Origin of the sequence: Actinomadura sp. K4S16 (assembly GCF_008327685.1) — a bacterium.
In the GTDB taxonomy this organism is placed as follows: Bacteria; Actinomycetota; Actinomycetes; order Streptosporangiales; family Streptosporangiaceae; genus Spirillospora.
The window spans coordinates 375,546-396,621 of record NZ_BDDE01000017.1; the positions used below are offsets into that span (position 1 = coordinate 375,546).

The 21,076-nt window shown below is 71.7% G+C and carries 20 protein-coding genes; 12 read left to right on the forward strand and 8 right to left on the reverse strand.

Translation table 11 applies throughout. The features are described 5' to 3' along the window. Window positions 1–357 precede the first annotated feature (357 nt). The 3 genes from K4S16_RS27780 to K4S16_RS27790 all read left to right on the forward strand — a co-directional run bounded on the left by K4S16_RS27780 (window position 358) and on the right by K4S16_RS27790 (window position 2,791). A complete protein-coding gene (locus K4S16_RS27780; protein ID WP_149261967.1) occupies window positions 358–1,080 on the forward strand; it encodes a trypsin-like serine protease in 723 nt (240 codons plus the stop codon). Window positions 1,081–1,111: 31 nt separating this feature from the next. Further along, window positions 1,112–1,669, forward strand: coding sequence for a snapalysin family zinc-dependent metalloprotease (locus tag K4S16_RS27785; RefSeq protein ID WP_149261968.1), 558 nt, complete (start codon window positions 1,112–1,114; stop codon window positions 1,667–1,669). Window positions 1,670–1,942: 273 nt separating this feature from the next. Continuing rightward, window positions 1,943–2,791 carry a class II glutamine amidotransferase gene (locus K4S16_RS27790; RefSeq protein ID WP_200842159.1) on the forward strand — a complete coding sequence of 283 codons (849 nt, stop codon included), beginning with the start codon at window positions 1,943–1,945 and terminating at the stop codon, window positions 2,789–2,791. 21 nt (window positions 2,792–2,812) lie between these two features. Here K4S16_RS27790 and K4S16_RS27795 read toward each other — a convergent pair whose 3' ends face one another. The 4 genes from K4S16_RS27795 to K4S16_RS27810 all read right to left on the reverse strand — a co-directional run bounded on the left by K4S16_RS27795 (window position 2,813) and on the right by K4S16_RS27810 (window position 6,353). Further along, on the reverse strand, window positions 2,813–3,685 hold the full coding sequence (locus K4S16_RS27795) for a diacylglycerol kinase family protein (RefSeq protein ID WP_160161054.1): 873 nt from the start codon (window positions 3,683–3,685) through the stop codon (window positions 2,813–2,815). A gap of 153 nt (window positions 3,686–3,838) precedes the next feature. Further along, on the reverse strand, window positions 3,839–4,384 hold the full coding sequence (locus tag K4S16_RS27800; protein WP_149261970.1) for a copper chaperone PCu(A)C: 546 nt from the start codon (window positions 4,382–4,384) through the stop codon (window positions 3,839–3,841). A gap of 127 nt (window positions 4,385–4,511) precedes the next feature. Beyond that, entirely contained in the window at window positions 4,512–5,288 is a 777-nt protein-coding gene (locus K4S16_RS27805) for a class I SAM-dependent methyltransferase (RefSeq protein WP_149261971.1), read from the reverse strand. Between the two features lie 81 nt (window positions 5,289–5,369). After that, window positions 5,370–6,353: a sigma-70 family RNA polymerase sigma factor gene (locus tag K4S16_RS27810; RefSeq protein WP_149261972.1), complete on the reverse strand. Its 984-nt coding sequence runs from the start codon at window positions 6,351–6,353 to the stop codon at window positions 5,370–5,372. A 133-nt stretch (window positions 6,354–6,486) separates the two neighbouring features. Between K4S16_RS27810 and K4S16_RS27815 the strand changes: the two genes are divergently transcribed. After that, window positions 6,487–7,908: a DHA2 family efflux MFS transporter permease subunit gene (locus K4S16_RS27815; protein ID WP_149261973.1), complete on the forward strand. Its 1,422-nt coding sequence runs from the start codon at window positions 6,487–6,489 to the stop codon at window positions 7,906–7,908. 168 nt (window positions 7,909–8,076) lie between these two features. On the opposite strand, the gene K4S16_RS27820 is transcribed toward K4S16_RS27815, so the two are convergent. From K4S16_RS27820 to K4S16_RS27835, 4 genes are all read right to left on the reverse strand, one after another. Further along, on the reverse strand, window positions 8,077–9,234 hold the full coding sequence (locus K4S16_RS27820; protein ID WP_149261974.1) for a sulfotransferase: 1,158 nt from the start codon (window positions 9,232–9,234) through the stop codon (window positions 8,077–8,079). A gap of 14 nt (window positions 9,235–9,248) precedes the next feature. Continuing rightward, window positions 9,249–10,034, reverse strand: a complete 786-nt coding sequence (locus tag K4S16_RS27825) for an SDR family oxidoreductase (protein WP_149261975.1) — start codon at window positions 10,032–10,034, stop codon at window positions 9,249–9,251. Further along, the gene (locus tag K4S16_RS27830; protein ID WP_235037111.1) at window positions 10,034–11,308 is read right to left on the reverse strand and encodes a hypothetical protein; all 1,275 of its coding nucleotides are present in this window, start codon (window positions 11,306–11,308) and stop codon (window positions 10,034–10,036) included. The genes K4S16_RS27825 and K4S16_RS27830 overlap by 1 nt, the downstream gene beginning before the upstream one ends. A 92-nt stretch (window positions 11,309–11,400) precedes the next feature. After that, a complete protein-coding gene (locus tag K4S16_RS27835) occupies window positions 11,401–11,859 on the reverse strand; it encodes a nuclear transport factor 2 family protein (RefSeq protein ID WP_149261976.1) in 459 nt (152 codons plus the stop codon). Between the two features lie 336 nt (window positions 11,860–12,195). On the opposite strand from K4S16_RS27835, the gene K4S16_RS27840 reads away from it, so the two are divergent. The 8 genes from K4S16_RS27840 to K4S16_RS27875 all read left to right on the forward strand — a co-directional run bounded on the left by K4S16_RS27840 (window position 12,196) and on the right by K4S16_RS27875 (window position 21,060). Then, on the forward strand, window positions 12,196–13,833 hold the full coding sequence (locus K4S16_RS27840; RefSeq protein WP_149261977.1) for an FAD-dependent oxidoreductase: 1,638 nt from the start codon (window positions 12,196–12,198) through the stop codon (window positions 13,831–13,833). 143 nt (window positions 13,834–13,976) lie between these two features. Next, window positions 13,977–14,651 (forward strand): hypothetical protein, encoded by a 675-nt coding sequence (locus K4S16_RS27845; protein ID WP_149261978.1) that lies wholly within the window; start codon window positions 13,977–13,979, stop codon window positions 14,649–14,651. A gap of 147 nt (window positions 14,652–14,798) precedes the next feature. Next, window positions 14,799–15,377 (forward strand): hypothetical protein, encoded by a 579-nt coding sequence (locus K4S16_RS27850; protein WP_149261979.1) that lies wholly within the window; start codon window positions 14,799–14,801, stop codon window positions 15,375–15,377. 97 nt (window positions 15,378–15,474) lie between these two features. Then, window positions 15,475–16,263: a glutamate ABC transporter substrate-binding protein gene (locus K4S16_RS27855; protein WP_149261980.1), complete on the forward strand. Its 789-nt coding sequence runs from the start codon at window positions 15,475–15,477 to the stop codon at window positions 16,261–16,263. 28 nt (window positions 16,264–16,291) lie between these two features. Then, entirely contained in the window at window positions 16,292–16,933 is a 642-nt protein-coding gene (locus K4S16_RS27860; RefSeq protein ID WP_149261981.1) for a hypothetical protein, read from the forward strand. A 16-nt stretch (window positions 16,934–16,949) separates the two neighbouring features. Continuing rightward, window positions 16,950–17,987, forward strand: a complete 1,038-nt coding sequence (locus K4S16_RS27865) for an XRE family transcriptional regulator (RefSeq protein WP_149261982.1) — start codon at window positions 16,950–16,952, stop codon at window positions 17,985–17,987. 167 nt (window positions 17,988–18,154) lie between these two features. Next, window positions 18,155–19,021 (forward strand): helix-turn-helix transcriptional regulator, encoded by an 867-nt coding sequence (locus K4S16_RS27870; RefSeq protein ID WP_235037112.1) that lies wholly within the window; start codon window positions 18,155–18,157, stop codon window positions 19,019–19,021. A gap of 104 nt (window positions 19,022–19,125) precedes the next feature. Then, window positions 19,126–21,060, forward strand: coding sequence for an AarF/ABC1/UbiB kinase family protein (locus tag K4S16_RS27875; protein ID WP_149261983.1), 1,935 nt, complete (start codon window positions 19,126–19,128; stop codon window positions 21,058–21,060). The last annotated feature ends 16 nt before the right edge of the window (window positions 21,061–21,076 follow it).

Here is a 21,076-nt window from a genome sequence, read left to right on the forward strand (position 1 = left end):
ACCACGGGCGGCCGCACTCGCCGGACACCGGCGTGAACGCACAGGAAAAGCCGGGTTTCTATGACCCTCGAAATACACATTGAATATCTAGCGCTTTTCATCTTCTAGAAGGCGGTCCCGCCCTCAACTAACCTCCCGTAACTGTGATCCACGCGAGGATGTCAAGGCGCCGCGGTGCGTGCCGGCACTTGCGGGGCCGATTCATTTCGACGGCGGTTATTTTTCTCGCGAACACGCTCCGGCGCAAGGCCGTGGAGGAATGTCAGCGCGAGCGGGGCCCGCCCGCGGCGGCCGGAACCGCTTCTTCACCGGACTCCATACAGCCCCGCGGAAATACCCCCCGATTGGAGAACCGTCATGCGCAGACTGATGCATGCGGCGCTGGTCGCGTGCGCGCTCGCGCTCGCGATGTGCGGCGTGACGTCCGCGAACGCCGCCGAACCGCCCGGTGCGGGCGGGGTGCCGATCATCGGCGGCCACAACGCCACCGAGACGTACTCCTGGATGGTGTCGCTGAGCAACGGCTGCGGCGGCAGCCTGGTCGCGCCCCAGTGGATCGTCACCGCGAACCACTGCGGCCCGGCGTCGCAGGCCCGGATCGGCTCGACCTACAAGAACTCCGGCGGCGAGGTCCGCTACATCGACCGGCGAACCACCCGGTCCGGAACCGACCTCACACTGATGCACCTGTCCACCCCCGCCCAGTCGGCTCCGGTCAGGATGGCGCAGTCCAACCCCGCCGCGGGAACCCCCGTGCGGCTGCTCGGCTTCGGCTGCATGAGCTGGCCGAGCTGCCGGACCGCCACCGTCCTCCAGGAGATCGACCTGACCGTCCTGCCCAGCAGCCGGTGCGCGGCCGGCGGCGGCACCGCGAACGACGTCTGCGTGTCGGGCGACCGGACGCACTCCGCCTGCCACGGCGACTCCGGCGGTCCCGCCGTCGTCGGCAGCCGCGGCGCCTGGACGCTCGTCGGCGAGACCCACGGCCCGGGCGACAACATGGGCGAGTGCGCGACCACCACGCTCTACACAGGCATCGCGCCGTACCTGTCATGGATCAACCAGCAGATCGGCGGCTGACCCCCGCTCCCCCCACCTGTAGGAGTTCTCCATGGTGATTCGCAAGATCGTGACGGCGCTGGCCGTCACGCTCGGGCTGTCCTTCCTCGTGCCCGCGCTGGTCGTCGACTCCGCGTCGGCCGCGGCGCCGGTCGCGGTCCGCACGATCTACTACGACGCCGGCGCGGCGCAGGAGTTCAGGGCGGCCGTCGACCAGGGCGCCGCCGCCTGGAACGCCGCCGTGCCGGCGATCCAGCTCAAGCCCGCGACCGGCGCGCAGGCCACCGTCAAGGTCTACGCCGACGACGGCTGGCCGCGCACCTACATGGGCGGCTTCGGCCGGGCCACCATCTACATGGGACGCCAGGCCGTCGACGACGGCTTCTACCCGCCGAGGATCGCCGCGCACGAGCTCGGGCACGCCCTCGGCCTGCCCGACAACCGCAACGGACGCTGCGACTACCTGATGTCCGGGCACAGTTCCCCGACGTCCTGCCAGAGCACCACCCCGCACCCGACCGAGGCGGCCCAGGTCACCCGCAACGCGGGCGGCTTCGCCTCCGCCGCGCTCAGCCGCGAGACCCGGTTCGCGGACTGCTTCGTCTTCTGACCGCTGACCGCCCCGCACCACTGTCCGCCCCGCACCACTGACCGCACAGCGCCACCTACCGCACCGCACCGCGGGCACACCGGCTCCACGTGCCCGCGGTGCCGCGCTTCCGGCTCCATGGCCCCGGGCGTCCCCCCAGCGCGGAGTCGTCCCGCACGGGTGGCTCGCGGGCCTCACCGGGTAGGGATGAAGCAAAAGGGGGGTTTGGTCCTGGCCGCATGGCCGGACGGGCCCCGGTCGTCGCGGCGGCGAAGCGATGCGAGGTGGGTGGCGATGTGCAGGTGGATGGTCTACTCCGGGGATCCCGCCCTGGCGGAGGCCCTGCTCTTCCGGCCGGCCCACTCCCTGATCAACCAGAGCCTGCGCGCCCGGCTGGGAGAGGAGACCACGAACGGGGACGGCTTCGGCATGGGCTGGTTCGGGGAGCGGCGGATCCCCGCCGTGTACAAGAGCATCAACCCGGCCTGGAGTGATCCGAACCTGCTCGAGATCAGCCGGGAGATCCGCACTCCGCTGCTGTTCGCGCACGTCAGGGCCTCGACGGGCGCCGCGGTGCAGCGCAGCAACTGCCACCCGTTCCGGCACGGGCGGTGGCTGTGGATGCACAACGGGTCCATCGCCGACTTCACCAGGCTGAAGCGGGACGTCATGCTCGCGGTCGACCCGTCGCTCTACGCCGAGATCGAGGGGACGACCGACTCGGAGGCCCTGTTCTACCTGTCGCTCACCTTCGGCCTGATGGAGGACCCGCCGGGCGCGGTCGCCCGCGCGATCGGTTTCGTCGAGGACCTCGGCCGGCGCTACGGCGTGCCCGATCCCCTGCAGATGACCGTGGCCACCACCCAGGGCGAGTCGATCTGGGTGTTCCGCTACTCCAGCCTGGGACGCACGAGGTCCCTCTTCTGCTCCACCGACATCGCCCAACTGCGCAGGCTCTACCCCGAGCTGGACGTCCTCCAGGAGCTCGGGACGGAAGCGCGTTTCGTCGTGTCCGAGCCGATCCACCATCTCGAGGGCGCGTGGAAGGAGGTGCCGGAGAGCTCCTACGCGATCGTGCGTCCCGGCGTGAGCGAACTCCACCCGCTCGTCCCGCTCACGGTGCACCAGGAGACCACCGCCTGACCTCTCGGGGGCGGCCCTCTGTCAGGCCGGGGCGATCAGCCGCCACGCGGACGGGCGCAGCGTCCAGGTGCGGCTCGTGTAGGGACCGGAGACCTCGCCGTCGCTGTTGACGCGGAACTCCTGCCCGCTGATCGTCACTTCGCAGGCCTTGGTGTGCAGGACGTCGTCCCGGTAGCGGTGGCTGCCGTCGCGCAGGCGCAGGGCGTACGCGACGCGCGCGAAGGGGCCGGTGGCGGTGGAGACGACCAGCTCCAGTCTCCCGTCCCCCGGGTGCGCGTCCGCCGCCAGCTGGGCGGAGCCGCCCGCGATGCCGGAGGCGTTGGTGATCGCGGCCATGAGGAACCTGCCCTCGGCGACCAGTTCGCCGTCCGCCTCGACCCGCAGCCGCCACCCGGAGTGGCGCACGCCCGCCAGGACCGCGCCCAGCGGGAACGCCGCGGCCTTGAGCGAGCTCTTGAACCGGGTCGCGCTCTCCGCTGCCGCGGCTCCGATGCCCACGTGCACGGCGTTGAGCGTCGCGCGGCCGTCCTCGTCGACGATCATGTCCAGCTCGCGCCGGCCGCCGTCCAGCAGCAGGCGGGCGGCCTCCTCGGGGTCGAGCGGGATGCCGAGGTTGCGGGCGAGGTCGTTCCCGGTGCCCATCGGCAGCAGGCCGACCGTCCGGTCCAGCTCGCCGCGCCGGTGCAGGGTGCCGACCAGGCGGTTGATGGATCCGTCGCCGCCGGCGGCCACGACGACCGCCTTCCGATCCCTGTCCAGCGCCTCGTCGAGGTCTCCGGGCGCGACGCACGGGCAGACGGTCACCTCTTGCCCGGCGTCCCGGAGCAGCGCGGCGACCCGGTCGAGGGTCTCGGCGTCATGCGTACCGGCCTGGGCGTTGGTGAAGAGAAGCATGGTCCTCAGATCGGCCGTGCGGAGCCTCCGGGGGCGTTGCTCGGTGACGGAGGCCTGGGGGGTTCCCACACGGGTCTGCCTTCCCTTCCGCGCTCCGATGATGCGGACCGCAGGTGTCGGACGCATCACGGCGTCCCATGCGGGTGGACGGCGTCAGGGGGCTGGGGAGTAGCTCTGCAGGTCGCCCTGGCGAGCCTGGACCGGGGCGTTCAGGGAACCGCTGCCGGACCGCTGGAAGTGCAGGGTGAGCAGGATGAACTGACCGGTCGAGAGCGGCTTCTTGAGGCCGCGCATGACGATTTTGGCCGACGGGCCGATCTGGACGTCCTGCCCCGCCGGGAGCCGGACGGGCCCACCGATGATCTCCGTGGAGGCGGCCTGCGGCGAGGAGACCGACGTCAGCGTGTCGTCCTCCGTGCGGGGTGCCTGGCTCCCGGAGACGCCGAAGCTCTCGATCGAGCTGGGCGAGTTGACCATGGTCAGGTAGACGGGCGCCGACCCGCCCTGCTTGATCACGGCGCCTCCCTCGCCGCCGAGGACGAAGAGGTTGCGGATGGCGACCTGCCCGACCTGCCCCGCGACGCCCGACGCGGGCGACACGTCGGTGGAGACGGGGTTGCCGCCGCATCCCGCCAGCAGCGCGCCGGCCAGCAGCGCGGGCGCGGCCGGGGCGAGCACGCCGGTCCGAGCGATGTCCATCCGTCTCCCCGATCTGAGATCACCCTCGACCTGCCGAAGATCCCTCGGCGCGCAGCGGACCAAACTCCCAGGTGCGCAAAGCCGCGGGAAGGTGGGCACGGGCGCACGCCGCCTCTCGCGGGCCGCCTCAGCGGGTCACCCGGATCTTGGACTGGCCGTGCGGGAGTTCCTCCCAGTCGTCCATGAAGCGGGCGGTGAAGCCGTGCCTCCCGGCCAGCGCGGTCAAGGTCTCGGTGCGGTAGTAGAAGTCCTCGCGGAGGACGTGGTGCTCGGCCCCCTCCGTGCGGTCGAAGGTGAAGTCGAAGAACCCGCCGGGGGCCAGGACGCGTCCCACGTGCGCGAGGCACTCGTCGATGACCTCCAGGGGCGAGTGGCTGAAGACGCTGTGCGCGTGCACGACCGTGAAGTGCTCCGTGGGGAGGAACTCCAGTTTCAGGTCGCCGACGAGGGTCAGGTGCGGCATCTTCTCGCGGAGGCCGTGGCGGACGAGCGTCTGCTGCGCGGCGAGCAGGATGTCGGGTGAGATGTCGATGCCGTAGTAGTTGCCGGGGTCGAGGTAGTCGATGAACCGCCAGCCCGCGCGCAGGTTGCCGCAGCCGATCTCCAGGATGCGGTCGTCCGGCTTGAGGCCGTGCCTGAGCAGGTAGTCGAACTGCATCTGGCCGAGGGCGAGCCAGCGCTCGTGGGTGGGGCTGCCGACGGCGGCCTCCGGGTTCCTGGCCGCGTCCGACTTCATGACGGCCCGGTAGTAGGCCACATGGCCGCGGCTGGAGACGCGGAATTTCAGGTCCCGCGCCATCCGGGACAGATATGTACCGATCTTGTCTGGATTCTGGGCGGCATAGCGCAGCCGGTAGGTCAGGCTCGCGCGGTTCCTGCTGGTCGGCGGCAGCGCTTTCGTCATCGGGCTCGTCCCCCAAAGAGCACCTCGGCAATTGCCGGATGCCCTACCCGGCCGCCGCGCCGCGTAACGGAACGAACTCGATCAACCGGGAACCCGGGGAAGGTCGAAATACTCAAAAAGGGAAGGATCCATAAAACTCGCTATATGCGCGATTCCTGAATCGGCAGGGGAGAGCACCATGACGGAATGCGCGGTCAGGGCGCCGTCCTCACCGCGCAGGTACGCGGCGAAGGCGGGCTGGCCGTTCGCGCGGACCGGCACGAGCAGGCCCCGGCCGCAACCGGAGGGGAGCCGTGCCGCGAGCAGCCGCCCGATCGCCTCCCGGCCGGTGAACCATTGCGGGACGGGCGGCATCTCCCAGGCCGCCTGCTCGGTGAGCAGCCGGGTGAGCGCGGGGATGTCCACGGTCTCGAAGGCCCTGGCGAACCGGTCGAGCAGCTCGCGCTGCTCCGGTTCGTCCGGTTCGGTGATCTCCTCACCGGCCGGGACGAGCCGCTCCAGCCGGGACCGGGCGCGCAGCAGCGTGCTGTTGACCCCCGCGCCGGTCATCCCGAGCATTCCGGCGACGTCGGCGGCGGGCCAGGCCAGCACGTCCCGCAGGATCAGCACGGCGCGCTGCCTGGGCGGCAGGTACTGCAGCGCGGCGATCAGCGCCAGCCGCAGGCCGGCCCGCGCGGCCACGACCGCGGCCGGGTCCTCCGGCGCGGCGCCGGAGAGCCTGTCGGGCAGGGGCTCCAGCCAGGTCACCTCGGGGACGCGCGACCCGCGCGGCGGCGCGTCGGCGGACGGCCCGGCGAGACCGGACGGCAGCACCCGCCGGCTGCTGTGCTCCAGGGCGTTCAGGCAGGCGTTCGTCGCGATCCGGTACAGCCACGTGCGCAGCGACGCCCGCCCGTCGAAGGACGCGTACGACCGCCACGCCCGCAGATACACCTCCTGGACCAGGTCTTCCGCGTCGTGCACGGAGCCGAGCATGCGGTAGCAGTAGGCCATCAGCTCCCGCCGGAACGGGTCCGTCAAGCGCCCGAACTCCTCGGGCCCGGCATCTCTCTCTTCGGTCTTCATAGGACGCACCTCCCCATGTACTGACCGGAGGCCGGGGCTGGAATCGTCGGCCTCCGCCCGCTGAATCCCGCCCGCTCGGCCGGTTTGTACAGGCGATGAGGAACGTCGCCTGACAATCTCGGAGGGAACGCGCATGGCGCGGAGAACAAGCGGCCGGCTGCTCGGCCTGACCGCGACGGCGTCGCTGATGGTGGCGCTGGACGCGACGGTGGTGACGACCGCGCTGGCCAGGATCCGGCTGGACCTGTCCGCCACCATGGAACAACTCGAATGGACCGTGAACGCCTACGGCCTCAGTTTCGCCGTTCTGCTGATGACCGGCGCCGCGCTGGGCGACCGCTTCGGGCGCAGGCGGATGTTCGTGGGCGGGCTCGGCCTGTTCACGGCGGCGTCGGTGGCCTGCGCGGCGGCCCCCGGCATCGGCTGGCTGATCGCCGCGCGCGCCGTCCAGGGGTGCGGGTCCGCGCTGGTGATGCCGCTCGCGATGGCGCTGCTGAGCAACGGGTTCCCGCCCGAGCGGCGCGCCAGGGCCCTCGGCGTCTTCGCCGGGGTGACCGGTCTCGCGGTGGTGGCGGGGCCGGTCGTCGGCGGAGTGGTCACCGAGGGGCTGGCGTGGCAGTGGATCTTCTGGCTCAACGTGCCGATCGGGCTGGCGGTCATCCCGCTGGTGCTCCGGTACGTCCCGGAGAGCCGCGGCGGCGGGGCCTCCTTCGACCTCGGCGGCGTCCTGCTGGTGACCGGGGGCGCGCTCGGGCTGGTGTGGGGCCTGATCCGCGCCGACGGCTCCGGCTGGGGCTCCTTCGAGGTGGCCGGCGCGCTGGCGGCCGGGGCCCTGCTGCTGGCGGGCTTCGTCGCCTGGGAGTTGCGCGTCCGGGAGCCGATGGTGCCGATGCGCCTGCTGCGCTCGCGCGGCTTCGCCGCGGGCAACGCCGCCGGGCTCCTCTTGTACGCGGCCCTGTACGGCTCGCTGTTCTTCATGGCCCAGTTCCTCCAGACCTCCCTCGGGGCCGGGCCGATGACCGCCGGGCTCCAGCTCATGCCGTGGACGGGGACCGTGACCGTGGTGGCCCCGGTCGCGGGGGCACTGGTGAACCGGGTCGGGTCACGTCCCCTCACCGCCGCCGGGTTGGCTCTGCAGGGGATCGGGCTCGGCTGGATCGGCCTCACCGCCGGGACCGCGACGGCCTATCCGGAACTGATCGCCCCCATGGTCGTCGCGGGCGCCGGGGTCAGCATGGCGATGCCGGCCGCGCAGACCGCGATCATCAACTCGGTGGCGCCGCGGGAGATCGGCAAGGCGTCCGGGGTGTTCAACACCCTGCGGCAGTTCGCCGCGGTGCTCGGCGTGGCGGTCGCGGCCGCGGTGTTCGGCGCCGAGGGCGGCTACGGCACGGCGCGGACCTTCGCCGACGGCTTCGGGCCCGCCCTCGTGCTCACCGGCGCCCTGTCGCTCGCCGGGGCGCTCGCCGCCCTGTTCATGCCCGGACCGGACCGGGCCGCCCGGACGTCACCGGTCCCGCCCGCTCCGCGGCGCGCACCCGAGCCGACCCGCTGAGGCAGTACCCGGCCCCGACCTGGTCGGCGGCGCGTCGACCTGCGGCATGTCCAGATGCCGCAGGTCGACGCGACCGCACCGGGGCAGGGGTCCTGGCACGATGAGCACGCTCGGGCGCGTCGGCGGGCGCCCGCCCGACCCGGCCGTGCGGTCGGGCGGAGGCGCGGCTCAGCGGAGAGCTGCGGTGTAGTCGGCGAAGCGCTCGTCGACCTGCTCGGCGGTGAGGCCGAAGTCTTCGAGCGAGTACCGGTGCGCGGGCTTCGCGGCGCCGGTGGAGCTCTCGGCGTGGAGGCTCGTCATGGCGGCGCGGGCCTCGTCCGTGAACGGCAGCCCGAACCGGGCGTAGACGGACTCGACCGTGCCGATCGGGTCGCGGACGAAGTCGTCGTAGTGGACGTCCACGAACCGCGCGGGGTCGTGCCGCGCCCGCTCGGCGCGGAACCGGTCGAGGCCCCGGCTCCACAGGTCGAGCTGGTCGCGGCCGATCGTGGCGCCGGTGAACACCTCCGACCATCCGGCGGTGGCGTGCGCGGCGAGGCTGCACATCGACGCCATCGCGGTCCGCGGCGTGCGGTGCGTCTGGACGACCAGCGCGTCGGGGTAGACCTCCAGCAGCGCGTCCAGGGCGAAGAGGTGGCTGGGGTTCTTCAGCACCCAGCGGCGGCCGGGGTCGTTCAGGCCGATGAGCTGGAGGTTGCGCCGGTGCCTGCGGTAGGCGTCCGTCCAGTCCTGCCCGGCGAGCCAGGACGAGTAGGTCGGCAGGTGCGCCAGGCACTCGAAGGAGATCGAGAGCATGCTCTGCCGGAGCAGCTGCCAGCACTCCTCGACGGAGTCGGCCGAGATGTAGTGCACGCCCATGAACTCGGGGTTCTCGACGTGGTGCCGGCGGTATCCGGCGTCGATCGCCTGGAAGACCGGGTCGTCGGCCCAGGTCTCGCGTGGCGGGCGGGGCTGCGGCACCTCGGCCAGCCACAGGTCGAGGCCCTGGTGCGCGGGGTCGGCGGTGAGCAGCCGGTGCAGGGCCGTGGTCCCCGTGCGGGGCAGGCCCGTCACGAACACGGGCCGCTCGACGGGGACGTCCGCGTACTCGGGATGGCGCCGCCAGGCCGTCTCGGAGAACTGCCGGGCGACCAGGGCGCCGCGCAGCATCGCGCGCTGCGCCTTGTTGCCGAACGGGGTGAGCCCCGCGTCCGCGGCCAGCGACTCCAGGAGCACCTTCAGCCCGTCGAGGTACTCGTCGCCGCCGAAGTCGTCCGATCCGGTGATCTTGCTGGCCGAGGCATGGAGGTCCTCGACGGTCCCCACGCTGTCGCGACCGTTCGTCATCGGGTACGCCCTTCCTAGTGGTGCCACTCGCCGGAGTTGACGTCCAGGCACTGCCCGGTCACGGCGCGGGCCAGCGGCGACAGCATGAACACGGCGGCGTCGGCGACCTCGTCGGGCTCGGGCAGCTTGCGCAGGTCCGTCGTCGCGGCGTTCTCGTCGTAGACCTGCTGCGCCGTCACCCCGCGCTTCTCCGCGAGGTGCTGGAAGTACCACTTGAGGTTGGGCGCCCAGATGTAGCCGGGCGCGATCGTGTTGACGCGGATCCCGCGCGGCCCGAGCTCGGTGGCGAGGTTCTGCGCCATCGCGAGCAGCGCCGCCTTGGCCATCTTGTAGGCGCCGAACGTCCGCCGCGAATGCCGCAGCACCGCCGAGTTGATCATGACGACGGAGCCGCGGGACTCCTCGAGCGCGGGGACGAACAGCCTGGTCAGGTGGAGCGCGGCGAGCACGTTGGTCTCGAAGCCCGCCCGCACCGCGTCGAGGTCGACCTTCGTCAGATCGGTCAGCGGCGGCGTGGCGAAGGCGTTGTTGACCAGGCCGTCCACCCGCCCGAACGCCTCCCCCGCGGCCTCGGCCAGCCGCTCGCAGGCGGCCGCGTCCCGGATGTCGGTCGGGACGGTCGCGGCGCGCCGCCCGAGCTCCTCGACCTCCTTGGCGACCTCGGCGAGCCGCTCCTCGTTGCGCGCGGCCAGGACGAGGTCGGCACCGGCCCTGGCGCACTGGAGGGCGAGCCCCCGGCCGAGCCCCGGGCCGACACCGGACACGACGACGACCTTGCCGTCCAGCAGTCCGGCGCCCATCAGCCGAGCATCCTCTTCGCCACGGCGGTCTGGCGGGCGGCGATCCGCTCCGCCCACTCCGCCTCCCCGACGCGCTGGCTCTCGTAGTAGGGCAGCACGCGCGGCAGGTCGTCGAACGGCACGACCTCGGCGGTCGGCCCGTCCTCCGGGGTGAGGTCGCGGGCGAGCCGCTGCCACCGGAACTGCAGGTAGCCGCGGCGGTGCCCGGTGCGCTCGATCCAGTTGGCGAGCCCGGGATCGCGCTCGCTGACGACGTAGCGGATCATGCCGTCCTCGTCCACGCGGGCCTGGTCGGCGGTGAGGCTCGTCTGGTGGTTGATGTAGTCGAGCGAGACGTACCACATGCTGCCGAGCTGGAAGCCCTGGTAGGGGGCCGCCTTCCGGTCGGCGGCCGGGGCGGTGATGACCATGACCTCGTCGTCGTCCAGGTCGTAGTGGCCGACGGACGAGAACTGCGTCGCCAGCCCGCCGGGCGTCGGACGCGGCTCGGTCAGCGTGTTGACCGGCAACTGCAGGTAGTGCCATTCGGGGAAGGCCAGGAAGGTGCGGATCCTGGACACCAGCATCTTGCCCGCTATCTCGTAGCGCCTGGCCATCCGGTCGGACGGCACCGGCAGCGGGGACGTCCCGAGCGTGTCGGCGCGGTGGATGCGGATCTCCCCCGGCCTCTCGTTCGCCCAGTCGCTGAAGACCTCGCGCACGATGAGCATCGCCGAGCCGGGGGCGAGGGCCACGTATCCGGGCCCCGCGTCCGGCTTCGGCGGGCCGAACCGCAGCTGGAACGTCCCGTCCTCGGCGATGTCCAGCTCGCGGTCGTCGAACGCGGTGAGGCTGTCGGGCGACTTCGCCGGCGAGTAGTCGCCGTTCATGACCTGGAAGCTGAGGTCGGCGGTGGTGCCCCGGCGCCCGGTCACCACGTACTCGGCGTCGTCCCGGATGTAGGCGTGGAAGTACAGCGTGTCGGGGTTGTCGAGCCCGAGCTTGGTGTACGGCCCCGTGGACGAGGCGAAGAACGGGTAGTCCCGCTGGTAGGCGCCCACCATGTGCAGCGACGCCTTGATGCTTCCGGCCAGGTAGTCGAGGCCCTCGGCCAGGTCCTGGTCGTTCTTGACGTGCGGCGCGGCGCGGATGATCCGCTCCGCCTCCACGACCGCTTCGGCGAACGAGCGCGTCGCGGCGTCCTGGCTGTCGGTACCGCCCTGACCGGCGGTGCCGCCCTGGCTGTCGGTGCTGCCCTGGCTGTGGGTGCTGCCTTCGGCTGAGTCGGTGGCCACCGGGCTCTCCTCGGATCGCGGGCGCGAGGCCGTGCTCTGGCGGGACGCAGATTAGAACGTGTTCTATGCGGGGGGCAATGCCCGGGTCCCGCTCAATGGGAGGTGGTGAACTTCAGGCTCGGCGCGTCGTCCAGCGACACCATGTACTCGTAGGTGCGCTTGTGCCCGGTCTTCTCGACCCGCCAGCCGTCGCCGTCCCGCCGGTACACGTCGTGGTAGAAGGCCGCGCCCCGGATGAGCAGCCGGTCCTTCGGCAGGATGATCGTGTCGTCCAGCGACCAGGTCCCGGTGGCGCGGTCCCCGTCCAGGTCGATCTCCGGGCAGCCCGCCGTGTGCGTGCTGATCTTGTCCGGACCGAGGTTGGACCGCATGTACGCCACGATCGCGTCCCGGCCCTCCAGCCGGAGCGTCTCGCCGAGCACGGGCGTGTCGTACTCCGCCACCGCGTCCTCGGTGAACACCTCGGCGAACTCGTCCCACAGCTTGAGGTCGACGCACCGCAGGTACCGGTACTTCAACCGCCGAATCTCTTCCAGTGCGACCAGATCCATGGGCCCCAGCCTCCCGGCTCCACCCGAAAAATACAAGAACACGTTCTACCCATCAGTCCGGCCATCACGGCCGGGAGGGAAGGCGCCCATCGCGACCCCGTCAACATCGAGCAAAAGGTCGGCACTGGACGATCGACGGCCGAGGGGACGAACGCCAACGGGCGGGGCGAGATCCACCAAGTTCCCCGTCCCGGGATCCCGCTGCCGGTAAGGGAAGCGGCACCTGGACGGTGAGGACGGGCGCCGGAGTTCCTCCCGGACCGCCGCCCGCCGACGCCGGGGCCGGGCGCCCGCGTCCCCCCGGCGGGCCCTTTCGCGGCGATTACGCTGGTAGAGGTGACGGCACCGGTCATTCTCGTGGTCGACCACGATGCGGGTTCGCGACGCGTACTGCTCGCCGACCTGGAGCGGCGGCTGGGCGACGCGTTCACGGTGAAGAGCGCGGGCTCGCCCGAAGAGGCGTGCGGCGCGCTGAAGGAGATGGCGGAGTCCGACGAGCCGGTCGCGCTCCTGATGGTGGACGACGCCTGCTCCGACGTCCTGGTGCGGGCGCACGAGCTCTACCCCGGCGCCAAGCGCGTGCTGATGGTGGACCGCGACTACTCCTCGACCAGCCCGGCCGTCCAGGCGATCGCACTCGGCCTCGCCGACTACCACCTCGTGCGGCCCTGGACGAACGACGAGTCGATGCACCGCGCGGTGAGCGAGTTCCTGTCCTCGTGGACGGAGGAGCAGGAGCCGGCGTTCGAGCTCTTCCGCGTCGTCGCCGAGATGGACGACCCCCGCATGCTCCGGCTGCGCGACGTGATGGCGCGCTTCAACCTGCCGTTCGTGGTCCACCCGCCCGGCGAGGAGGCCGGGCGGCGGCTGCTGCGGGAGGCCGGCCTCGACGCGTCGCGGCTGCCCGTGGTGATCCGCTACGACGGCAGGGCGTTCGTGGACCCGCAGGTGCCCGACCTCGCGTGCGCGATGGGGGTCCAGGTCACGAACGACCTGGAGACCTGCGACGTCGCCATCGTCGGCGCCGGGTCGGCCGGCCTGACGGCGGCCGTGTACGCGGCGTCCGAGGGGCTCGACACCGTGCTGCTGGAACAGGCCTTCTCCGGCGGGCAGGCCGGGACCAGCCCCATGATCAGGAACTATCCGGGGTTCCCCCACGGCGTCTCCGGCGGCTACCTGATGGAGCGGACCTGCGAGCAGGCATGGCTGATGGGCGCGCACATCGCCTTCGCCCAGCGGGTGGTGGACCTCGAAGCCCGCGGCGACCGGCGGGTGGTCCGCATGGCGGACGGCTCCGAGGTCAGCGCCCGCGCGGTGCTGATCGCCACGGGCGTCGACTGGCGGCGGCTGGGCGTCCCCGGCCTGGAGGCCCTCGTCGGTTCGGGCGTGTTCTACGGCATGGCCGTGGGCGAGAGCCGCGCCATGCGGGGCCAGGACGTCTTCATCGTGGGCGCCGGGAACTCGGCGGGCCAGGGCGCCCTGCACCTGGCCAAGCACGCCCGCACGGTCACGCTGGTCGTCCGGGGCGGCAGCCTGGCGAAGTCGGCGTCGACCTACCTGATACGCGCCATCGAGTCGACCCCGAACATCGTCGTCCGCACGCGGACCGAGGTGGTCGGCTGCGGCGGCGCCGAACGGCTGGAGTCCCTGACGCTCGCCGACCGGGAGGCGGGCACCACCGAGCGGGTCCCGGCCGCCGCGCTCTTCATCATGATCGGGGGCGAGCCGCACACGCGGTGGCTCCCGGACGGCATCGCCGGCGACGAGCAGGGCTACCTCCTGACGGGCCGCGAGATCTACGACAGGGCCCCGGCGCGCTGGCCGCTCGGCCGGGACCCGATGCCGCTGGAGACGAGCATGCCCGGCGTGTTCGCGGCGGGCGACGTGCGGAAGGGCTCGATCAAGCGGGTCGCCTCCGCGGTGGGCGAGGGCGCCACGGCCGTCCGCTCGGTCCACGAATTCCTGGCGCTCTGAACCGCCCACGCCGAGTGGACGTCTCGGAGGTGGGCGTAGCTCTACCGCGATGTGGGAGGCACGCCCACGGACAGGTCGCGGAATTCCCGGAAAAGTGTTCACGCAGATGCCGATTCGCGCTCGCAACTGAGAAAGGCAGTCTCGTGGACACAGTTCTCGCCCGGCGCTTCACCGGAGGGTCGTGCCTGGCCGCCGCCGTCCTCCTCGTCGTCGAGGTTCCGCTGTACTTCGTCTACTCGGGGCCGCCGCCGGACTCCAATGTCCTCAGCCGGCTCCTGCTGGGAATCCTGGCCCTCGGATTCATGCTCGTGTTCGTGGCGAGCTTCCGCGAGTTCGTCAAGAGCGTCGACGCTCGGTACGAATGGGTCGGGAATTTCGCTTTCGCGGCCGGGCTCGCGTACGTTCTCGTCACCCTGGTCTCCAGCGGGCTGGAGGCCGGCGCCGTCATCGCCGCGGACCGTCCGATCGACCCGACCATCGACGTCAGCGGGACGTACATCCTCTACGGGTCCATCGGGCGCATGCTGCTGGTGTTCTTCCTGACCGCCCTGGGATTCGCGATCAGGAGGACCGGCGCGCTGCCGCGCTGGACCGGCACGTCCGCCTACGTACTGGGCGGCGTCAACTTCGTCTTCATCCCGTCGCTCTTCTTCGGGAACAAGCCGGCCTTCTTCTACGCCGCCAACGGCTGGGGCACGACCGCCTCGATGGGCGCCATCCTCAGCTACTGGCTCCTCATGATGGGCATCGTCACGCTCAGGGGTGAGCGAGGAACCACCGGTCGCCTGGCTCAGGGGGCACCCGGAGTCCGGAGCTGACTTCCGAGAGACGAATTCCCCGTGTGATGGCCGCCGAAGGCAAGCGCCTCGGCGGCCATCAGGCCGGTCGCGGCCTCGAATCCGCCGTTCTCGCCATAGCCGGAGGGCACCGCGCCTTCTTAGGGTGGCGGTCGAGGAGGTGGGCCGGTGCTGACACCCGAGGAGGTCCGGGGTCTTTCGAGGGACGAGCGGACCGCGCTGCTGCGGGCCCTCATCTCGGTCGAGGACGCGGATCCGCTTGAGGAGCCCCGGTACCGGCGGCGGCGCTGGGCCGTGCTGGCGGGGCTGGTGGCCTGCTGCGTCTGGCTCGTCCCCTGGACCGTCGTGCTGGGGTTCACGCTGCCGCAGCACTTCACCGCGGGGCAGTGGGCCGTCGCCTGGATAGGGTTCGACGTCGGGTTGACCCTCGCGATCGGGGCCACCGCCTTCGCCATCTGGAAACGGCTCCAGATCGCCATCTTCGGGCAGCTCGTCAGCGGGACGCTGCTGCTGTGCGACGCCTGGTTCGACGTCTGGCTCTCGTGGGGGTCGGGAGAGTTCGTCGTCAGCGTGCTGACCGCCCTGCTCGGCGAGCTGCCGTTGGCCGTGCTGTTCTTCGTCGGGGCCCGGCAGCTCGTGCTGATGACCGTCCACGCCCTGTGGGTGCGGGAGGGCCGGGTCGGACCGGAGCCGCGGCTGCGGCAAGTGCGGCTCTTCGCGGTCGGCGACCGCGGCGGGAGCCGCTGATCGCGGCGGCCAAGGGGGGCCGGCAGATTCATCCGCCGGTATTGGACGGCCGTCCCGCGTTCATCTGGCGGCCGTTTCTCCTCGCTAGTCATGGTGCGTGCGCGCCATTCTCGTGCTTCTCGCTCTCGCGCTCGCGCTCGTCGGATGTGCGACCGCCAAAGCCTCGATCCACCGCCAGGACGTCATCGTCGTCGGGGTCAAGTCCGACCAGCCCGGGCTGGGGCTGAGGAAAGACGGAGTGTTCCAAGGGTTCGAGGTCGATGTGGGCCGCTACATCGCCCGCCGCCTCGGGGCGTCCCGCGTGACGTTCCGCGAGGTCAGGTCCGACGATCGGGAGCGGCTTCTGGACCAGCACGCCGTCGACCTGGTGCTCGCCTCCTACTCGATCACACCGGACCGGTCCAGGCTGGTCGACTTCGGCGGGCCCTACTACGTCGCTCATCAGGACGTCATGGTGCGGCGGAGCGAAACCCGCGTCCGGAGCGTGCGCGATCTGGCCGGACGAAGGATGTGCCAGGCCAGCGGGTCGGTGTCGACCGAGCGGGTGGTGGTCGGTCTGAGCATCGCCGCGAGGCTCGTCCCGGGATCGTCCTACAGCGACTGCGTGGCGAAGCTCAGGTCCGGGGCCGTGGACGCCATCTCCACGGGCGACCTGGTCCTCGCCGGGTTCGCGGCCCCGGACCTGAGAATCGTCAACGCGCCTTTCACCGACGAGCGCTACGGGGTCGGGATGCGCAAGGGCGACGCGGACGGATGCGAGGCGGTGAACCGGGCCATCACGACGATGTACCAGGACGGAACGGCAGGCCGCCTGCTCGACAAGTGGTTCGGGAAGAGCGGGCTCACGCTCGTCCGCGAGGTCCCCGAGTTCGAGGGCTGCTCGTAATGTCGGCGGCTCTGGCTATGGTCGGAGCGTGGCTGAGGACAGGGATGCTTGGGACGAGCTCCTGGCAGCGGGCTTCCTGCACGCCCTGCGGGAGGCCCACAGGGAGGCGACGCTCGCCGTCTTCGGCGGGCTGAGCCGGGCGGCGGGGTTCACGGAGCGGACGTACGGGGTCGGCGCGTTCGACGTGCTCGCCTCGCAGATCGACCGGGTCTTCGAGGGCGAGCCGCAGGTCGTCCGCGACGATCTGAACGGTTCGCCCGGCTGGCGGTACGGGGCGTACCGCGTCCTGCTCAAGCGGCACGAGTTCGGGAACGTCAGGGCCATCCGGTGGGACCGCGACAGCCCCACCAAGCAGGCCGTCGCGCGGCAGTCCTTCATCGAGGACCCGCAGCTCGCCCTCCCGCTCGGCATCGAGGCGCGCGACACGCCCGGCGTCGTGACGCTGGTGCTCGCGCACAGCGCCACCGAGGCGCCGCTGGAGATGGAGCTCTTCCTGGGCCGCCCCAGGTGGAACGCGGACGGCGGCACCGCCTGGCACTGGGTCAAACCCCTGGACGACACCATCGGGCCCGATCCACGTCGTAAGCTCGTCGAGCGGACGATGCCGCTGTGGGACGACCGCGAGGACGACGTCCCCATGCGGCTCCGCGGGGAGACGAAGACGGCCTAGCAGAAGGTGGCGCGGGGTGCTGTTCGACTGCGAGCGGCTGACGCTCGCCCGGCGGCTCAGAGGCCTGCGCAAGAACCAGCTCGCGCAGGCCGTCGGGACGACGCCGAAGGCGATCGGGCAGTACGAGGCGGGCGTGCAGCGGCCCGAGGAGCCGACGGTGCGGCGGTTGGCGATCGCGCTGGGCGTGCCCGTCGAGTTCTTCCAGAGCGGCCGCAGCCCGGTCTCCATGGACGGGGCCCATTTCCGCTCGCTCCGGTCGACGACGCAGATCGAGCGCGACCAGGCGCTCGCCTACGGGCGGATCGCCACCGACGTCGTCGCCGTCCTCGAAAGGCTCGTCGACCTCCCCGAGGTCGACCTTCCCGAGTACCCGGTCTCCCCGGAGGAGATCGCCGGCCCCGGCCCCGCCGAGGCGGCCAGGCTCACCAGGAAGGCGCTGGTCGAACGCGCCGGGCCGGTACCGCACGTCGTCCGGCTGCTGGAGTCCCACGGCGTGCTCGTCCTCGTGCTGCCGCGGGCGGCCGAGCGGGTGGACGCGTTCAGCGTCGGCGTCCACCCGAGGCCGATGGTGTTCTTCAACCCGGCCAAGGGCGACTACTGGCGCAACCGCTTCGACGCGGCCCACGAGCTGGGGCACCTGGTGATGCACGCCGACGCCGAACCCGGAGAGAAGATCGTCGAGGACCAGGCGCACCGGTTCGCGGCGGAGTTCCTCATGCCGGAGGCCGACATCGCCGGCGAGCTGCCCGCGGGCCCCGACTGGGAGCGGCTGGCCGAGCTCAAGGCGTCCTGGGGCGTCAGCATGGCGGCGCTGCTCTACCGGGCCCGCACCCTCGGGATCATGACGGAGACCGTGTACCGGACCGCGATGAGCACGCTGAGCTCGCGCGGCTGGCGGCGGCAGGAGCCGGGCCCGGCGCGGCCCCTGGAGCAGCCGACGATGCTCACCCGCGCGCTGGAGGTCGTGGAGGAGGCCGGCACCGACCGCGACCGGGTCGCCGGCGAGGCGCGGGTCACGCGCGCCGACCTCGACCTGCTCGTCCCGCGGCGGTGACCCGTTCTGGAACGCTCCCTCCCGCGCTTTCAACGCAATGGCGGGATTTGTAAAGCGGCTGCGACAGATATGTATCCCTGTCCCGGGGTTCCCTGCGCGTCCACCATTGCCTGTGAGACCCTCCGAGAGTAATTGCCGGACCACCGTATGGAACGCTGGAGACCTGGGTGATCGACAATCGGCTGGCGAGTCCGACCGCGTTGCGCATGCAGCTCGGGGCGCGGTTAAGGCGGATGCGCGAGGAGAACGGGCTCAGCCGGGTCGAGGCCGGTGAGGTGATCCGCGGATCGGCGTCGAAGATAAGCCGGCTCGAACTCGGCCGGCACGGCTTCAAGATCCGGGACGTCCTCGACCTGCTCACCCTCTACGGCGTCGAGGACGAGGACGAGCGGAACGGCTTCGTCCAGCTCGTCCGGGAGGCGAAGAGGCCGGGCTGGTGGCAGGGCTACGGCGACATCGTGCCGAGCTGGTTCGAGCAGTACCTCGGCCTGGAGCAGTCGGCGGCGACGATTCGCGCCTACGAGGTGCAATACATCCCGGGCCTTCTGCAAACGCGCGACTACGCGCGGGCCGTTATCGGCCTCGAACACCATGACGCGGGTTACGACGGCCTCGAACGGCGCCTCGACCTCCGGATGCGGCGGCAGCAGATCCTGCACCGGAGGAACGGCGCGACCACGCTGTGGGCCGTGATCGACGAGGCGGCGCTGCGCCGGCCGATCGGGGGGCCGAAGACGATGCGCGGCCAGGTCGAGCACCTCATCGAGATGTCGGAGGAGATGCCCAACGTGAAGGTGCAGGTCCTGCCGTTCTCGGCGGGCGGGCACCTGGCGCTGGGCGGGCCGATCACGATCGTCCGGTTCGCCGAGCACGACCTCGACGACGTGGTCTACCTGGAGCACCTGACCGGCGCCCGCTACCCCGAGGGCCAGGAGGCGGTCCGCTACCGGGAGATCATGGACCTGCTGGGCATCCGCGCGGCCCGTCCCGCCCGCACCACGACCTTCCTGAAGGACCTGCTCGGCGACCTCTGATCCCCCGCCGGGAGGAGCGCATCCCCCGCCGGCGGGAATCGCGCCCGCACCCGCGCTCACTAGCGTCCACCGTGGCATAGCGGACGATCAAGCGGGCGGCGGGAATGAACGGTTCGGCGACGGTCGTCGCCTTCCTCATCGGAACGGCGATCAACACCTGGGTCATGGCGTACGGGGCGAGGAGCCTGCTGAACGCCCGGTTCCCCCTGTTCCGGACGCTCGTGGCGGGCGCGACCGGGCAGGCGGTCGCGAGCCCGATCATCAGCGCGCTGATCGGCGACCTGCGCGGGGACCGGCACCCGGGGCCGCTGCTGTGGCTCATCTGCCTCGGCTTCGCGTGCGCGCTCCTCGTCTCGATGACGATCCTGGTGCTGTGGGAGGCGTTCGTCCCGACCGGGACGGTGCCGTCGCCGCTGCACTGGCTCGGCGGCGCGCGGTCGCGGATCGCGCGCACCCGCCGGTACCGCCGGATCTCGTTCATCTTCCTGCGCCACGGCCTCGGCCCCTACCTGCGCGGGCGCTCCCGCCCGAGCACCTCGGCGGCGCGCTCGTTCACCCGCGCCCTCGAGGAGGGCGGCGTCGTGTTCGTCAAGCTCGGCCAGGTGCTGTCGACGCGGCGGGACGTGCTCCCGCCGGAGTTCGTCGAGGAGCTGGGCCGGTTGCAGGACAGCGCCTCCCCCGTCCCGTGGCCGGAGATCGAGCGCGTGGTCCGCGAGGAGCTCGGCGACCCGCGGGACGTCTTCGCCTCCTTCGACCGGGTCCCGCTCGCCGCCGCGTCCATCGCGCAGGTGCACCGGGCCACGCTCCGGTCCGGCGAGGAGGTGGTCGTCAAGATCCAGCGGCCCGGCGTCCGCGCGGTGGTCGAGCGCGACCTCGACATCACCCTCCGCCTCGCCCGGACGCTCCACGAGCGCGCCGGGTGGGCCAGGTCGTTCGGCGTCGTGGACCTCGCCGCCGGGTTCGCGACCGCGCTGCGCGAGGAGCTCGACTTCCGCGTCGAGGCGCGCAACATGGCCTCGGTGGCGGCGACCGCCCGCGGCGGCGACGTCGTGATCCCCCGCCCCCACGACGACCTGTGCACGAGCCGCGTCCTCGTCATGGAGCGCCTGGACGGCGTCGCGCTGAGCAAGGCGGGCCCGCGCATCGACTCCCGCGGCCTGGACCGGACCGGACTCGCGCGCACCCTCCTCGACACGGTGCTGCGCCAGATCGTCCTGGACGGGGTGTTCCACGCCGACCCGCACCCCGGCAACATCCTGCTGCTCGACGACGGCCGCCTCGGCCTGATCGACTTCGGGTCCGTCGGGCGGCTGGACACCGAGCTGCGCGGCTGCCTCCAGCGCATGCTCCTCGCCATGAACCGCGGCGACGCGGTGGCGGTGACCGACGCGTTCCTCGAGGTCGTGGCCCGCCCGGACGAGCTGGACGAGCAGGGCCTCGCCCGCGCGCTCGGCGCCTTCATGGCCCGCCATCTCGGCCCCGGGACGACCCCCGACATGGCCATGTTCACCGACCTGTTCCGGCTGGTCGCGCGGTTCGACCTCGCCGTCCCGGCGGAGATCGCCGCCGTGTTCCGCGCGCTGGCGACACTGGAGGGCGGGCTGACCGGGCTCGCGCCCGGCTTCGGGATCGTCACCGAGGCGCACGCGTTCGGCGAGTCCTACCTGCGGGAACGCCTCCGGCCCGGTTCCCTGCGCGAGGCCGCGAACGACGAGCTGCTCAGCCTGCTGCCGATGCTGCGCCGCCTCCCCCGCCGCCTGGACCGCATCGCCGCCGCCGCGGAGGCGGGCCGCCTGAGCGTGAACGTCCGCCTGTTCGCCGACGAGTCGGACCGCCGCACGGTCGCGGGCCTGCTCCAGCAGGTCCTGCTCACCATCCTCGCGTCGACGGCCGGGGTGATGGCGGTGATGCTGCTCGGCCTGAAGGACGGCCCCGCGATGACCCGGGACGTGACCCTCTTCCAGTTCTTCGGCTACTGCGGCCTGGTGATCTGCTCGGTCCTCTCCCTCCGCGTCCTGACGGTCGTCTTCCGCCGCTGACCTCTGCGAGGATGAG

What these genes read in the sequence shown, in the direction of transcription:
- K4S16_RS27825 (WP_149261975.1), bottom strand. Translation starts at nt 10,034, where the DNA reads ATGGGCGCCGGACTGCTGGACGGCAAGGTCGTCGTCGTGTCCGGTGTC.
- K4S16_RS27815 (WP_149261973.1), top strand. Translation starts at nt 6,487, where the DNA reads ATGGCGCGGAGAACAAGCGGCCGGCTGCTCGGCCTGACCGCGACGGCG.
- K4S16_RS27780 (WP_149261967.1), top strand. Translation starts at nt 358, where the DNA reads ATGCGCAGACTGATGCATGCGGCGCTGGTCGCGTGCGCGCTCGCGCTC.
- K4S16_RS27795 (WP_160161054.1), bottom strand. Translation starts at nt 3,685, where the DNA reads ATGCTTCTCTTCACCAACGCCCAGGCCGGTACGCATGACGCCGAGACC.
- K4S16_RS27790 (WP_200842159.1), top strand. Translation starts at nt 1,943, where the DNA reads ATGTGCAGGTGGATGGTCTACTCCGGGGATCCCGCCCTGGCGGAGGCC.
- K4S16_RS27835 (WP_149261976.1), bottom strand. Translation starts at nt 11,859, where the DNA reads ATGGATCTGGTCGCACTGGAAGAGATTCGGCGGTTGAAGTACCGGTAC.
- K4S16_RS27805 (WP_149261971.1), bottom strand. Translation starts at nt 5,288, where the DNA reads ATGACGAAAGCGCTGCCGCCGACCAGCAGGAACCGCGCGAGCCTGACC.
- K4S16_RS27800 (WP_149261970.1), bottom strand. Translation starts at nt 4,384, where the DNA reads ATGGACATCGCTCGGACCGGCGTGCTCGCCCCGGCCGCGCCCGCGCTG.
- K4S16_RS27810 (WP_149261972.1), bottom strand. Translation starts at nt 6,353, where the DNA reads ATGAAGACCGAAGAGAGAGATGCCGGGCCCGAGGAGTTCGGGCGCTTG.
- K4S16_RS27785 (WP_149261968.1), top strand. Translation starts at nt 1,112, where the DNA reads ATGGTGATTCGCAAGATCGTGACGGCGCTGGCCGTCACGCTCGGGCTG.
- K4S16_RS27875 (WP_149261983.1), top strand. Translation starts at nt 19,126, where the DNA reads ATGAACGGTTCGGCGACGGTCGTCGCCTTCCTCATCGGAACGGCGATC.
- K4S16_RS27820 (WP_149261974.1), bottom strand. Translation starts at nt 9,234, where the DNA reads ATGACGAACGGTCGCGACAGCGTGGGGACCGTCGAGGACCTCCATGCC.